Here is a 16,582-nt window from a genome sequence, read left to right as displayed (position 1 = left end):
TCATAGCTCTGCTGGTTTTCGTTGTACTTTTAAGTACATAACTATACCCGATCAAACGCCGGTCCTTGCAGGCGAGTATCACGAGCGAAGCATATCCGGAACAAAACTCCGTCTTTGCGACCCCGCAGTATGCGGGGGAAGCAAACTCAAATGAATGCCGGTGAGATTACTTCGCCCCGCCAGAGGCGGGGACTCGTAATGACGAACGCTGGATCGAACAAGTCTTTGCGAGGAGCGAGCGAAGCGAACGACGAAGCAAACTCAAATGAATACCTGTGAGATTACTTCGTCCCGCCAGAGGCGTGACTCGTAATGACATCACAGACCTAAGTAAGTCTTTGCGAACGAGCGGAGCGAGTGAAGCAAACTCAAATGCATCCCAATGAGATACTTCGTCCCGCTAAAGCGAGACTCAGTATGACAATTTCCTAATCCCCAGTCACTAATCCCTAATCCCTCACTTTGAGGAGACCCGACGAAGACGGAACGACGAAGAATCTGAGGTTGACTTTTGATTGTTATTCAAAAACAATAATTGATTGAGATTACTTCGCCCCGCCAGAGGCGGGGTCTCGTAATGACGAACGCAGGATCAAACAAGTCTTTGCGAGGAGCGAGCGAAGCGAACGACGAAGCAAACTCATGTGAATAGCGGTGAGATACTTCCTCCCGCCAAAGGCGGGACTCAGTATGACAAGTGGTGGATTGTGCATGTCTTTGCGAACGAGCGGAGCGAGTGAAGCAAACTCACATGAATAGCGGTGAGATTACTTCGCCCCGCTAAAGCGAGACTCAGTATGACAATTTCCTAATCCCCAGTCACTAATCCCTAATCCCTCACTTTGAGGAGACCCGACGAAGACGGAACGACGAAGAATCTGAGGTTGACTTTTGATTGTTATTCAAAAACAATAATTGATTGAGATTACTTCGTGCCGCTACAGCGTAACTCGTAATGACGAACGCTGGATCGAACAAGTCTTTGCGAGGAGCGAGCAAAGCGAACGACGAAGCAAACTCAAATGAATACCTGTGAGATTACTTCGCCCGCTAAAGCGGGTCTCGTAATGACAGTACAGACATAAATAAGTCTTTGCGAACGAGCGGAGCGAGTGAAGCAAACTCTAATGAGTGTATGAGATTACTTCGCCCTGCTAAAGCGGGACTCGTAATGACAGATTCACTCATATAAATAGGCAACTGCAAAAATTTTTTAAACCCCGAAAATTTTTCGCACCTGTTTTCTTCGAAAAATTGAATATTTTAAAGAAATCAAATTATTTCCACTTGGCACGAAATTTTTTAGGAATAAAACCATGGATTATAGCAAGCTGAAGCAAATTGCGGCTGAAAAGGCGGTTGAAGAGGTTAAAGACGGTATGATAGTAGGTCTGGGCACGGGTTCGACGGCTAAGTTTGCTACCATTAAAATCGCTAAAAAAATTAAGGACGGACATTTGAAAAATATTTACGGTATCCCGACTTCAAAAAAAACGGAAGAATTAGCCGCAGGACACGGAATCCCGTTGCTGTCCTTAAATCAACTATTTAAACTAAGAACCAAGAACTTTGAACGAAGAACATTGAACGTTGAACCCCGAACGTTGAACGTTGAACAAAGAACGAAGAACGCCGAACGAAACAACTTAATTGACATAACAATCGACGGCGCCGACGAAGTAGACAGCGATTTGAATTTGATTAAAGGCGGCGGCGGCGCTTTGCTGAGGGAAAAAGTGATCGCTCAGAACACCAAAAGATTATTGATTGTTGTCGACAAAACAAAGTTATCCGGCAGACTGGGCGAAAAGTTCTTTGTGCCGGTGGAAGTTCTGCAGTTCGCGCTCGAAAGCGAAATTAATTTTCTCGAATCGCTCGGCGCTGTAACTAATATAAGAAAAGGCGACGACGGCGGATTTTTCGTTACGGACGAAGGCAATTATATTATAGACGCCAATTTCGGAAAAATTGAAAATCCGGCCGAGTTGAACTCTTTATTGAATGAAAGAGCCGGTATCGTGGAACACGGCATATTTCTGAATAAACTCGTAGATTCGGTTTACTGTTCTTCGAACGACGGCGTTGAAATACTTGGCGTTTCTTAGCGCGCCTGGCGGTTGCAATATAACTTAACCGCGGAGGACGCGTAAGTTCTTTATATAATGGAAGCGGAATAATCAGAAGATTTTTCCGTACAAGAGTTTTGGTTGTTGGATTGCTTCGTGATGACGAATGACAGATTGTGTAGGTCTTTGCGACCCCGCAGAATGCGAGTGAAGCAAACTCTGAACAAAACTTTGTCTTTGCGAGGAGAGAGCAAAGCGAACGACGAAGCAAACTCGAATGAGTGTGTGAGATTACTTCGTAACAACGAACGTTGAACCAAGAACCTTGAACGTTGAACGCAAAACGTTGAACGGTTAACGCATTTTTTAATTGACAAGACGGCGCCAAATTTATATCTTAAGCTTCGATAATGAAAAAATATTTAAAAAAAGAGTTGACAAGTACGAGGGATTCTGATATTTTAAACCAAAACTCTATATAAGTTTTGTAACTTATTGTAAAACAAAGAGTAAATCTGAACCGGGAAGGAAGGATTGCGCTCTTTGACATTTTGATTTTAAAAGCGCGGTAAAAGTTTGATTTACATATATATTATGAACGAAACAACAAACAAATTATTAACAAACAAAGCAAGGAGGTAAATGCTGATGAGAAAACCAATACCTACTTAGGGCGTGAAACCCCAAACAAAACAAGTTTGTTTGCGTGCAAAACAATCTTTTAATCAAGTTATTCTTTTTATTGTTAAATATTTCTCAACCAATTAGGGAGAAAAAAATGAAGTTAAACAACATTTTAACAAAACTATCGTTCCTCGTAGTTTTGTTCACGTTTGTTGCGGGCTCTACGTTTGCCCAAACTAACTGGTACGTGAACTCAACGGGAGGTATCGATAATATTAATGTTTATAATGGCAAGAGCACAAGCCAGCCTTTTGCAACAATCGCTTATGCCATTGGTCAGGCTGCGGATGGTGATATTATCAACGTAGCAGCCGGTACATATACGGAAACAAATGTTAGTATTGCAAAGTCTTTAACATTTGTCACTTATGTGTTTAATAACAGCAATACTGTTAATATATCGAACGGTATTACTGTTAATGGTTCCGGTAAAACTGTTAATTTAGGCGTTACAGGCGGAGTGTTTAATCTTGGTACTGGAGCCTCTGCTCTTGTATTAACTGCCGGCACATTAAACATTTCGAGCGCAAATGTAGTTTTAGGCGCTAATGCTACATTAACACGCGGTGACGGCACCATTAACACCACGCCAACCTACAGCGGTAAAATTAATATTAAGTACACGAATACTGCTGATATTAATTCGGGTGCAGAGTTGCCCGCTGACTTAAAAGGCGGTACTCTCGAAGGCGCAATGAGCTCAAACAAAAAGGTTACTATTACTACTCCTGTATTGGCAGGCACAATTAAAACGGATGCAAACAGTACATTTAGTCTTGCTTCCAATGTTACCGTAACAACTGATATTGATAACTCGGGTAAAATATTTGCCAATGGGTATAAAATAACTATTGCTCCTACGGCTGATATCACTTTGACTAAATTAGGAAACATTCACTCAGTTACAGCCGGCACGCCCGGTAACGGTATTGTTGAACTAACGGGTTCGAAAAATATTACAACGACTGCAGGAGACGTTGCAACATTACCTAATTTATCCTTGCCTTCTTCCTTTACGGGTACGTTTGATGTAAAAGATGACTTAACTTTAGAAGGCGATCTTACTATAGCAAGCGGTATTTTTACTGTAACGGGTTCTACTAAAACAATTGATATTAAAGGTAACTTATACAGAACTAATAATACTGTCGGCAATTTCTTGCTCGATAACGATTTACTTAAATTCTCCGGTTCGAATGACGTTGTATTTAATCCGGGCGCCAATTTAACTCTGTTTAACCTTGAGGTAGCTAAAAGTACGGGCAAAAAAGTTACTCTTTCCGCCTCGGTAGAAATGAATGGTGACCTGACTATTACCAGCGGACAGCTCGAACTTGGCAGCAATAATATTTACATGAAAGGCGCAAATAAAACTTTCACTAATTCAGGTAACTATTATTCAACTTCCGGAAACGGATTTATTGTTTTCCAAAATAATAGCACAATCACCGGCGGCGGAACTTTTGGAAATATTCTTGTAGAAGATTCCGTTACGGTAAATGATGATATCAATTTTTCCGGTATCTTATATATAAACAAGAGTTATTTTGACGTAGCTGCTACAAAGACAATTACGTTTTCAAGTACACTCGCCAGCCCGATTATTAAAATAAACACCACCGGGGCTGATAGTGCTTATTTTGGTAATGATGGAACTTTGACGGGTTCGGTTTCTGTTGCCACGGGCACAAAAGTAAGCTTGTATTATCTTGGAGATAGTAGTTATACAGCCGGCGACGAATGGAATGATTTAGCTGCTAATTTAAATGACGTTACAATAGCTGTTGCCAGCGGTAAAACAGTTACAGGACCTAATGTTGCTTCTACCATAGCTGGAACACTAACTGTTAATACAGGCGATACATTAGATGTAAGCGGAAATATTTATACACTTTCTGGTGATTCTAAAACACACTCTATTAAAGGCGCTGTAGTTAACGGTACTTTGGAAGTTACCGGCAGCGGCTCGGCTGTTAACGGCTCAACAGCATCAGGCGATGTTGCAACCGTTAATAACCTGACTTTTGAACCAGCTGCAGACGGCGCAACATTTACATCCTCTAACCTTAAAGTAATTAGTGGTGTTTTAGAATTACAAAAAACCAGCACAAAAACTGGCGCATCCGCAACTGTTACTTTGGCAAGCAACGGTACCGTAACGGGAAATATTGAAGTAGGTAATGCTACTGTTGGCCCAACTGCATCTATTACAATACCGGGTTCTACTTCCACGGTCGGCGGTAATCTTACATTAAATAAAGGCACATTGACGCTTACTGTTGCTACTCCAATTAATGCAGTTACATTAAATGACGGTACATTGGTATTAGGTTCCGATATAACGGTTAAAGGCGCAACAAGCCAAGTTAAAGGTAGTATAGATGCAGGCGGATTTAAGTATACTCAAAAAGACGCAAATTATTTAAGAACTGATAACGGTTCGTTTACGAACGGTACTCTGGTCTTAAATGCCGCTACTGCAGATGTTACATTAAGTACAAGTTCTGACTTTGTTGTTCCTAACTTAAGTACTGCAGGATTATCTACTAAAACAATTACTATAAATACTGACACAGTTGAAGTGTCGAATTCTTTAACCATGGGGGATTCTGCATCTGTAACAGTTTCTACGCATCTTATAGTTTCTGGCGCTAATGTTACAGTTAATGCTCAGGCAGGCACATTTACGGGCAGCATGCTGCTTACAAATTCAGCCGCAAATGTATTGCTTAAAAAAGATTACACAATACCTACGCTTACTATAAACAGTTCAGGTACTGTTGAAGTGCATTCTGACGATGAAGATTCTTCTCCGACTGCAAGAACACTTACGGTAAGCTCTGCCTTTAAGAATACTGCCGGCACGTTGGCAATGGGTATTAATCACCTGAATGTAACTGGTTCATTTACATTTACAGCAGGCGCAATTACTCAGACAACAGGAATGCTTACCTGGGGAAGTGGCACAGTAACAATTCCTTCTTCCGGCTTCTCGATTGATAACCTTACTGTAAATGCCGCTGTAGATGTTGGCACAAAAGCATTTACAGTTAACAAAAACTTAGTATTAAAAAATTCTCTTACAACAAGCGCTGATGGTAAATTAACACTTGGTGATGGATGTTTAATTGAAAGAACAGCAAGTACGGCAACTCTTGCTAAATTACCAGCTTTCGGTGCTAATACAGATGTTAAATATTCTACATACACTGGACCAGCGGTAATAACAACAGGAAAAGAATTACCCGCAACTGTAAGAAATCTTACAATTGTAGGGGGTTCAACTACTCCACGTGGTGTAACTTTGAATGCCAATGTAACTGTAAATGGAACTTTAAGCTTAGCCGATACATTAACGTTGGGTACTAAGACAGTAACGATGGCAGACGGTTCTACTTTAGAATTAAAGATAGATGGTGACAAAGCTCTCGATAAAGCAGTTGCAAAAGCAGGTTCGATGATGCTCGTTTACAATGGAGCTACAAAAACTACAGCAAGAGAATTAGGTACGCCTTCAAGCGGAGCTTATCCGACATATAACGGCGATATAACATTCAAATCTGATGTTCAGTTGGATAACAAGTTAACTTTGAACGGTAATGTTAAGTTTGACGGCGGTAATTTTGATATCAATGGCAAAGATGTGAACGTTTCTGGTAATGTTACCCAAACATCAAACGGTGGTATTTTTGTAGCATCAAGCGCTGCTTTCTTGAACTTTACCGGTGCAGATAATACTACTTTGTCATTGAATGCTAAATGGACTGTTGATGATAAGGTAAAATTCAGACTTGCCAAATCAAGCAATGAAGCTACAGTTACATTGAGCGGCGGCGATCTCAACTTTGCAGATAGTTCGGCAACTCTTTACTTCCAGAACGGTGTATTGGTAACCGGTAGCAATACTGTTGTATTAAAACACAGTGATAACGGTTTGCAGCCGGTTCAAGGTTTTGATAGAAGCGGTGTTACTGGTACTAATGCAAGCCATATAGTTGGTAATGTTAAGAAATTTATTGATCCAATTTCTAGTAATGCAGCTATAAGATTAACTAGAGTTGAATTCCCGGTTGGTACTGCTCCTGCGTCAGCTCCAAATTATCGTCCATTGGCATTGCAGTTTACTACATTGCCGACTTCGGGCTTTAATTTAACAGTATCTCATGTCGCAGAAAATCCGCAAGGTACTAACGGATTCCCAATTACCTCGGGTAATCTTGTGATAACTAACTACCCTGACTTTTACTGGTTAGTAAAATCAGATTTAACTTTACAACCGTCGGTTTCTTATGATATCGAAGCAAGAGCAGAAGGATATACTGAATTTGAAACAGATGGTATTCAAAATATCAGATTTGTTAGAAGATTCGACGGAAACGTTAATAATCAGTGGGTTGCTCAAGGCGGTACAAGCTACGACAACTTTACGGATGGTACAACGCCGGTAGTAATCGTAAGAGGCGCAACAGGCGCTATATCTGCACAAGGCGCTCGATTTACTTACAGCCAGTTAAATAAAGCTCCGGTTGTATCACATCCTGCGGACATCACCGTGAATGAAGGAGATACGGTAAACGTTGCTTGGACTGTTTCCGATCCCGATATAGGACAAACTCCATCTGTGGCAATAATACAGAAGCCCAGCGCAGCATCCTTTAATCAGTCGACCAATACTCTAACATGGATTGTTGGATATACTGATGCTGGAACTCATACAATAATCCTTTCTGCAACAGACGGTTCGAAAACAACACTGGATACTGTAGTTGTTACTGTTAACAACGTAAATAGAGCTCCCAGCTTTACGGCAACAGGCGCTGCTGTTTTAGCTGATACTACAATTAAGACAAATGAAACGTTGTCGTTTACTTACAATGCAGTTGACGTAGATCAAGATGCATTGACATATAGTGTTAGCGTTCCTGGCTTCAATGGAACTGCAACAATGTCGGCACAAACAGGCGTTCTTACACTGACTCCAGTTACCGCAGATGCAGGTAATGATTATGTCGTAACAGTTGTTGTTACTGATGGAACTGCAAGTGATACTACAAGTGCTACTGTTTCAGTTATGTATAGCCTTGCTAAAGGCGATCTCAACGGCAACGGTCAACCCGGAGCGGACGACGCTTCATTAATTCTTAAATATGTGGTTGGCACTGATACACTTAACGCTGAACAAATGTACGCTGCAGACGTTAACGGAGACGGCATTGTCGGCGCTTACGACGCAGCATGGGTTCTCTACTATGTTGCTAACGGCGAATTCCCGACTGCTAAAGTCAGCGCTACAATGGGTACAGTTGAATTCGGTAACGCAATTAGCGAAAACGGAGTTCTTTCCTTACCTGTCACATTAATGAAAGCTCAGGGCGTTCTTTCGGTATCCGCCGAAATTCAGCTTGGCGACGCCGTTGAATTCAAGAACGTAGCTCCGAGACTGCCCGAAGGTTGGGTAATGTTCTCCAACTTCGAAAACGGCGTGCTCAAATTAGCTCTTGCCGGTACGACTCCGTTGACAGACGGCGATGTCGCTCTGATCGGTATTGCTCTTAAAGACAAAGAAGCTGCAGTTAATCTCACCGCTTCGGCTAAATTGAACGATCAGATCGGCGGTCAGATGTCGGTTAAAGTTAGAGAAATCCCGACCGAATTTACCGTAAGCCAGAACTATCCGAACCCGTTCAACCCGACTACAAACATCAAATACGGCATTCCTCAGGATGCTAAAGTAAGTCTGGTTATCTACAACATGCTCGGACAGGTAGTTAAGACCTTGGTTGATCAGGAACAGGAAGCTGGTTACTACACGGTAAGATGGGATGGAACAAACGACTTCGGTAGCAGAGTATCTTCCGGTATCTATATCTACAGAATCACAGCCGGCAAGTATACTTCTACAATGAAGATGAATCTGTTGAAGTAATTGCGCTTCATAAACCGGGAGCGGACTAACCGCTCCCCGGTTTTATTAAAGTTTGTTTTGTGTGTTAACATATAATGTAGAAATTAAAATGAGGTAATAAATGAGAAGTTTCAAAATAAGCGTTGTAAAGTTTCTGGCTGTTGCGGCAGCAATGCTTATGTTAGGAACGAGTACGTTTGCTCAGGTTAGTGTGACTCTACCGAATGTAGCCGGTTCCGCCGGTATTGAGAAAAGCGGCGCAATTACTGTAGGTGATTTGACAGGACAGAATGTTTTGTCTTTTGAATTTACTCTTACATACGATAAGAATGTTGTTTATATAACCGGCGTCGATCAAGCCGGTACATTGGTAGATGGTCTCGGCTCCATTCAGGTGAACGCCGATACTGCAAACGGAAAGATTTCCGTAGCATGGGCAAGTGGTTCTGCTCTTGAAGGCGAAGGAACTTTACTTAAACTGAATTTCATGTTCAGAAACGCCGGAACAACCGCGCTCGACTTTGGCGGCACATTCAAATTCAACGCCGGCACGCCCGCCGCATCTGTTGTGGCAGGCGAAGCTAAAACCGCTGCCGTTCTTATTCAGGGCGGTTCGGTAAGCGCTACCGCAGGCGATGAAATTATGATTCCGGTTCTTACAACTGAAATTACCGATGCGCAAAACGTATTGTCTTACGACTTTACGGCTACGTACGACAGTGACGTTATCAATATTACCGGTTTTGAACTCGCCGGCACATTGAGCGAAGGCGGAAGCGCGTCGATCAATACAACCACCGCAGGCTCTGTAAGCTTTGCATTTGCAAGCGGCAGCAAAATTACCGGAAACGGCACTCTGGTTTATCTTGTAGGCACTGCGGTTGCAGGAGGTACGACAGAAGTCGAGTTTACTTCCTTTAAATTTAACACGGGCAACATACCCGTAGCGGCTGATCCGGCTGTTGTAGCTGTTGCCGACGCTAACGTTGCTCCTACTTTAACGCTGAATCCCGAAGGTCCTTTTGAAGTTGACGAAGGACAAACATTGTCTATCCAACTTGTTGGCGACGATGCAAACAGCGGCGACGTTTTGACATACGCAGGAGTTGATTTACCTGCCGGCGCAAGCGTCAATGCCGAAACGGGCGCATTTACATGGAATGTCGGTTACGAGCAGGCAGGAGAATATACTCTTACTTTTACGGTTACCGATCAGGGCGGTTTAAGCGCAAATGCTACCGCAACTGTAACGGTTAACAACGTTAACAGAAAGCCTGTATTCACCGCTGAAATTCCCGACAACGAAGTTATTCCGGTTCATAACGTGCCGGTAGCTTATGAATTCATCTATAAAGCTGAAGACCCGGACGGCGACGACGTACAATTCCGTATCGTAAGCGGCCCCGGCGAAATTTCCGCTACAGGCGAATATTCGTGGGCTCCGACTCCGTCGCAAGCCGGAAAATCGTATGTCTTGATGGTGGAAGTTTCGGACGGTGAATTGACTGCAGTTTCGACTAAAACAATCAAAGTGAGCGATACAGTTGTGGGAGTTGAAGAAGACGGAATTCCGAGAGAATTCAAACTCTTGCAGAATTTCCCGAATCCGTTTAACCCGACAACTACAATTAAATATGCGGTTCCGAAAGAAGCGCATGTTAGACTTACGGTCTACAATGTGCTCGGTCAGGAAATTGCAACGCTCGTTAACGGCTTGAAATCCGCTGGATATCATACCGTTAGTTTCGACGCTTCCAACCTGAACACGGGAATGTATATCTATAAACTCGAAGCTGGCGACTTTACATCGATTAAGAAGATGATTTTGATGAAGTAGGAATTAGGGATTAGTGACTAGGGATTAGTTATTAGCGATTAGTTTATAGATGTAATTTTGAAAGCCCCTGAATAAGGGGCTTTTTTATTGGTTTGTCATTACGAGTCCCGCTGCTGGCGGGACTCCTCACAAAGACTTATTTATGTCAGTACTGTCTTTACAAGACCCGCTTTAGCGGGGCGAAGTATTATCAAAGGTATTTGTTGGAGTTTGCTTCGTCGTTCGCTTTGCTCACTCCTCGCAAAGACGAAGTTTGTTCAGAGTTTGCTTCACTCGCTCTGCTCGTTCGCAAAGACCTGCATAATCCGTAATTTGTCATTACGAGTCACGCTGAAAGCGGGACGAAGTAATCTCAATAAATTATTGTTTTTGAATAACAATCAAAAGTCAACTTCAGATTCTTAGCCGTTCCGTCTTCGTCGGATCTCCTCGCAAAGACGAAGTTTGTTCAGAGTTTGCTTCCCCCGCATTCTGCGGGGTCGCAAAGACCTACACAATCCGCCATTTGTCATACTGACACCGCCAACATATTTATCTCAAAAACCCGCGCATAATTGACTGTTGAATTATCGAATGAAGGATATTAGATTAAATAATAGAAAAGAGCGAAAAAAATGAAAAAATAAATTGCATTACACAAAATACTTAGGTAAATTTGCTTAAAATATTAGAATAAAATGAATTAATCGGTTAAGTGGGGCAAAAGTTTCAAATAAAATAAATAATCATTTTAAGGAGGTGCCATGAAAAAAATTGCACAGTCAATCTTATTGATGTTGATAATGTTAGGTCTCGGTGGAGTGATAAATGCGCAGGATAATGCATATGCAAGATGGAAATGCGTGGAACCGGACAGTCAAAATGTATCCGAATTGGTGGGGCATATCATTGCTTTCCCTGAAACGGGAACGCCTATTTTCAGAGTAAGAAGCTATTCGGGAACCTCGGCAGGTCCATTGGGCAACAATCAAAGATGGTGGCCCAATGACGGAAACAGCGCTATCTCCTGGGGTAATGAAACAGGTCCGAATCCGGACCGCTATGTGCAGTTTGCCGTAACTCCGGAAAACGGATATTATTTCCAGGCGGACACTCTTTCTCTTTATCTCGGAGGCGGAGGCACCGATCATATCAGAGCCAACATTGTCTATGATGTTTCTTCTTCCTTCGATAATCCTGTCCAATTAAACGATACTACATTGCATCTGGTTAAAAATGCTGTTGAGCTCTTGGAATATAAACTGAATAAGCTTGTTAAATACGGCGATACGCTCTTTGTAAGAATTTATCCCTGGTATGACAGTTCGCCTTCTACCTCAAAATATCTTTACGTACAGGACGTGAGAATTATTGGTACGAGTATTGACGAATCGAGCGCGAGCGCGCCCGTTAACGTGGCATTGCCGAAAGTTTCCGGCACGCCCGGCTCTGAAAAAACAGCCGCTATAACGGTAGATAATTTAACGGGCAAAAACGTTACGTCAATTCAGTTTACATTAACGTACGACAAGAGCGTTGTCAGCGTTCTGGGAACCGACGTAACCGGAACTTTGCTCGAAGGACAGGGCACGCTCGAAGTTAACGCCGATACTGCTAACGGAAAATTGTTGGTCGCTTGGGCAGGTTATCCGGCATTGAGCGGCGAAGGCGACCTGCTGAAATTAAATATGAAATTTAACAACGCCGGTATGACTACGCTTTCTACCGGAAACAGTTTTGTAATTAACGGCGGAATGCCCGCGGCAATTGTTACCGCAGGCATGGCAAAATCCGCCTCCGTACTGGTTCAGGGCGGTTCGGTCAGCGCCACAGCCGGCGACGAAATTATGATTCCGGTATTGGTAACCGAATTGACCGCAGCTCAAGGCGTGTTGTCTTATGATTTTACGGCAACTTACAATTCTTCAATTATTAATATTACAGGCTATGAACTGGCAGGCACATTAAGCGAAGGCGGTAGCGCTTCGATTAATACGACAAATCCCGGTTCCGTTAATTTTGCATTTGCAAGCGGCAGCAATCTTGTAGGTAGCGGAACGTTAGTATATTTGGTTGGTACGGCAGTTTCGGCCGGAGTTACAAATGTTGATTTTACGGCATTCAAATTTAACACCGGCGCGCCGGTAGTTGCAGCGGACGCCGGAATCGTAGCGGTAGCAGAAGCTAATGTGGCTCCTTCTTTGAGCTTAGACCCGGCAGGACCTTTTGCAGTTAATGAAAATGAAACGCTTACGGTTCAGCTTGTCGGCAGCGATCAGAATTCTGCGGATGTGCTTACATACTCGGGAGAGAATTTACCCGACGGCGCAAGCGTCGATTCCGAAACGGGATTGTTTACATGGACTCCTTCCTATGATCAGGCTGGAACTTATACAATGACATTCAAAGTAACCGACCAGGGCGGTTTGTCGGCATCGGTTGAAGCCGAAGTAACCGTAGCGAATGTAAACCGCGCGCCGGAATTCACTTCCGAAATTCCGGATAACGAATTGATTCCCGTTCATAACGTTCCCGTTGAATATCAATTCCAGTTCGAAGCCGAAGACCCGGACGGAGATCCGGTTACATTCAGAAAGATCAGCGGTCCCGGAGCTGTTTCTGTTGACGGAAGATTTACCTGGACGCCGATGCCAGACCAGGCGGGTAAATCGTATGTACTTATGGTTGAAGTCTCGGACGGCGAATTAACGGCTGTATCGAACAAAATTATCAAAGTAAGCGACGTTGTTACCGGCGTCGAAGAAGAAGGAATTCCGAAAGAATTCAAGTTATTGCAGAATTTCCCGAATCCGTTTAATCCTACTACCGTTATTAAATACGGATTGCCGAAAGAAGCTCATGTGCGCCTGACGGTATACAATGTGCTCGGACAGGAAGTTATGACGCTCGTTAACGAAAATCAAAGCGCGGGTTATCACAGAGTATCTTTCGACGCAAATGAATTGAATGCCGGAATTTATATCTATAAACTCGAAGCCGGTGATTACGTATCGATCAAGAAGATGATTTATATGAAGTAAGTTAGGGATTAGTTATTAGGGACTAGGGATTAGGGATTAGTTTATGATGCAATTTTTAAAGCCCCTGAATAAGGGGCTTTTTTTATTTGTTTGTAATTACGAGTCTTGCTGCCGGCGGGGCTCCTCGCAAAGACTTACTTATGTCTGTACTGTCATTACGAGACCCGCCTTTGGTGGGACGAAGTAATCTCATCGTCTTTTCTTTTGAGTTTGCTTCCCCCGCATGCTACGGGGTCGCAAAGACCTATTCGATCCGAAATTGTCATACTGACCCCGCCAACGGCGGGGGAAGTATCTCAACGGTATTTGTCTGGGTTTGCTTCGTCGCTCGCGCTGCTCACTCCTCGCAAAGACTTATTTATGTTTATTATGTCATTACGAGTCACGCTGTAAGCGGGACGAAGTAATCTCACGCATTAATTAGAGTTTGCTTCACTCGCTCCGCTCGTTCGCAAAGACTTACACAGCCGCCATTTGTCATACTGAGTCCCGCCTTTGGCGGGAGGAAGTATCTCACCGGTATTCATTTGAGTTTGCTTCGTCGCTCGCTTTGCTCACTCCTCGCAAAGACAAAGTTTTGTTCAGAGTTTGCTTCACTCGCTCCGCTCGTTCGCAAAGACCTGCACAATCCGTCATTTGTCATACTGAGTCCCGCCTTTGGCGGGAGGAAGTATCACAACGGTATTCATGTGAGTTTGCTTTGTCGCTCACTATGCTCGCTCCTCGCAAAGACGAAGTTTGTTCAGAGTTTGCTTCCCCCGCATACTGCGGGGTCGCAAAGACCTATTCGATCCGAAATTGTCATACTGACCCCGCTGAAGGCGGGGGAAGTATCTCAACGGTATTTGTCTGGGTTTGCTTCGTCGCTCGCTTTGCTCACTCCTCGCAAAGACGAAGTTTTATTGCTTCACTCGTAATACCTGTCAGCAAAGATCTGTTCGATCCGTAATTAGAAAGTCCGCAGTGTGCTTAACGTCAAAAAGAGATAAAAATCTTTTTGATAAAGCTTAAAATTTACTTTATATTTACCTCGATTAATAACAATTATGAAGGGCTCCGAAATGAAGAGGAATATATTCAAATCGTTAATAATAACGCTGTTTTTTACGTCTTTTTCTTTTGCTCAGGTAACCGTATCGCTGCCTGATGCGGTTGGTTCGCCAGGAACGGAAATTCTGTCACCGATTACGGTCAGCGATCTTACGGGACTCGAAGTGACGTCGTTCCAGTTTCAGGTAAATTATGACAAAAGCGCCATTTATATTACAGGCATCAGCACAACGGGCACAAAAGTTTCCGGAAACAGTCCAACGATTAAAGTCGATACTGCAAAGGGATATTTAAGAGTAGCCTGGGCAAGTTCGTCGCCTCTGTCCGGCAGCGGAACGCTCTTGAATATTAAAATCAAATTCAAAAGCTCGGGCACAACCGCATTGGAGTTCGGAGACATTGTTTACGACAACGGCAACGTGAATCCGAAATCGTTCGGTCCTTCTTCTCTTACTGTAACATGGCAGAACGGTTCGGCTACGGTAAGTACCGTAAACAATCCGCCGGTATTCGACCCGGTGGAAGATAAAACCGTAAACGAAGGCGAAACTTTAAGCTTTACCGTGAATGCAACGGATGCCGAAGGAGACCCGATTACATACTCTGCGGATAAACTGCCCGATGGATCTTCCTTTGATCCCAACGCCAGGACATTTACATGGACGCCGGGATACGACCAGGCGGGAACGTATGAAGTCGACTTTATTGCGAACGACGGAAATTCCTCCTCGGTTTTAACTGTTAATATTGTCGTTAACAATGTAAACAGTCCGCCCACGCTCAATTTAAATACTACCAGTCCCGTGAATATCGACGAAGGAGAAAATTACGAATTGCAATTGACCGCTGACGACTCTGACCCGGGCGCAACTTTGTTATTCTTTACATTGGGCACACTTCCGGAGGGAGCCGAATTGACGGCGGACGGTTTATTCTCATGGACTCCGGGATACGACCAGGCGGGCACTTATACAATTACTTTTGCCGTTAGAGACGAATATGATGCCAGGGATACAAAGGAACTGACGATTATTGTAAATGACGCAAATCAGCCCCCGGTATTTACCAAAACTTTGGACGGTGAAATAGTAACCGTTCACAACGTGCCGGTTGAATTTTCTTTTCAGTACGAAGCTGCCGATCCCGAAGGCGACCCGATTACGTTTGCACCGCTTCAGGTTCCTGACGGAGCCGGCATAACAGCAGGCGGGTTATTCACCTGGACTCCCACTCAAGACCAGGCAAACAAAACTTTTACGATAATAGTGGTTGCATTCGATACGCACACTTTTGTCAACGACACTTCGGTTATAACCACGAGTCAGGTTGTTTCGGTTAACGAAGACGTTAAGCCGACTGAGTTTGCATTGTTCCAGAATTATCCCAATCCTTTTAATCCCACAACTACGATTAAATATCAGCTTCCCGAGGCGTCTTTTGTAAGTCTTAAAGTCTACGATATGCTGGGCAACGAAATTGAAACGCTTGTAAATAGCCATCAGCAGGCTGGCAATTACGAACTCAAATTCAACGCTTCCGGATTCACATCCGGCGTTTATTTCTATAAAATTATTACCGATAAATTTACCGATATTAAACAAATGATGCTGGTTAAATAGAATTTATATTAATCGGTTTCAAACCGGCATTAGCCTTGAATTTTGTGCAGGTTTATGATTGTCAATCTTTTAAGGCGTATTGTTTGTAATTCATTATGAGGGACTAGGGATTAGTGGTTAGGGATTAGGGGTTGGTTAATGGGGATTAGTCGGGGGGACAGAGTAATAATTAAATGAAAAAGAACGGACGACGGGCTTGTAAGCTCGTGAAGCAAGACATTAGCGTAGCGGTGTAACAACAGAAAGTAAACGTCGATAGAGCCCGACTCATCCTTTATTAAGAACGCGCAGGATTTATAAGTCTGTGAGACTTCAAGAGAGGCAGATGAAGTAAATTCTTCTTCAATCCGAAAGTTAAATATTTTTAATGATCAGTTTAATGACTGCCCGTTTTAATTAAT

General features: G+C 43.2%; 6 protein-coding genes. All 6 read left to right on the top strand.

All coding sequences use genetic code 11. The annotated features are described in order from the left end of the window. Positions 1-150: 150 nt before the first annotated feature. The 6 genes from ACSSWA_RS07210 to ACSSWA_RS07185 all read left to right on the top strand — a co-directional run bounded on the left by ACSSWA_RS07210 (position 151) and on the right by ACSSWA_RS07185 (position 16,181). Positions 151-279 (top strand): hypothetical protein, encoded by a 129-nt coding sequence (locus tag ACSSWA_RS07210; protein WP_437355888.1) that lies wholly within the window; start codon positions 151-153, stop codon positions 277-279. Positions 280-1,316: 1,037 nt separating this feature from the next. Continuing rightward, on the top strand, positions 1,317-2,105 hold the full coding sequence (gene rpiA / locus ACSSWA_RS07205) for a ribose 5-phosphate isomerase A (RefSeq protein ID WP_437355887.1): 789 nt from the start codon (positions 1,317-1,319) through the stop codon (positions 2,103-2,105). 739 nt (positions 2,106-2,844) lie between these two features. Next, positions 2,845-8,676, top strand: a complete 5,832-nt coding sequence (locus ACSSWA_RS07200; RefSeq protein ID WP_437355886.1) for a FlgD immunoglobulin-like domain containing protein — start codon at positions 2,845-2,847, stop codon at positions 8,674-8,676. A 100-nt stretch (positions 8,677-8,776) separates the two neighbouring features. Continuing rightward, entirely contained in the window at positions 8,777-10,492 is a 1,716-nt protein-coding gene (locus ACSSWA_RS07195; protein ID WP_437355885.1) for a putative Ig domain-containing protein, read from the top strand. Between the two features lie 743 nt (positions 10,493-11,235). Next, positions 11,236-13,512 carry a cohesin domain-containing protein gene (locus ACSSWA_RS07190; protein WP_437355884.1) on the top strand — a complete coding sequence of 759 codons (2,277 nt, stop codon included), beginning with the start codon at positions 11,236-11,238 and terminating at the stop codon, positions 13,510-13,512. 1,061 nt (positions 13,513-14,573) lie between these two features. Then, positions 14,574-16,181: a putative Ig domain-containing protein gene (locus ACSSWA_RS07185; protein ID WP_437355883.1), complete on the top strand. Its 1,608-nt coding sequence runs from the start codon at positions 14,574-14,576 to the stop codon at positions 16,179-16,181. Positions 16,182-16,582: the final 401 nt, after the last annotated feature.

The sequence above is a fragment of the Melioribacter sp. Ez-97 genome (assembly GCF_051488665.1).
Lineage (GTDB): Bacteria > Bacteroidota > Ignavibacteria > Ignavibacteriales > Melioribacteraceae > Melioribacter.
Note: the sequence above shows the minus strand (reverse complement) of the source record. Positions and strands in the feature narration are given on the sequence as shown.

Coding starts and splice junctions, on each gene's coding strand:
- ACSSWA_RS07200 (WP_437355886.1), top strand. CDS start 2,845: ATGAAGTTAAACAACATTTTAACAAAACTATCGTTCCTCGTAGTTTTG.
- ACSSWA_RS07195 (WP_437355885.1), top strand. CDS start 8,777: ATGAGAAGTTTCAAAATAAGCGTTGTAAAGTTTCTGGCTGTTGCGGCA.
- ACSSWA_RS07210 (WP_437355888.1), top strand. CDS start 151: ATGAATGCCGGTGAGATTACTTCGCCCCGCCAGAGGCGGGGACTCGTA.
- ACSSWA_RS07190 (WP_437355884.1), top strand. CDS start 11,236: ATGAAAAAAATTGCACAGTCAATCTTATTGATGTTGATAATGTTAGGT.
- rpiA (WP_437355887.1), top strand. CDS start 1,317: ATGGATTATAGCAAGCTGAAGCAAATTGCGGCTGAAAAGGCGGTTGAA.
- ACSSWA_RS07185 (WP_437355883.1), top strand. CDS start 14,574: ATGAAGAGGAATATATTCAAATCGTTAATAATAACGCTGTTTTTTACG.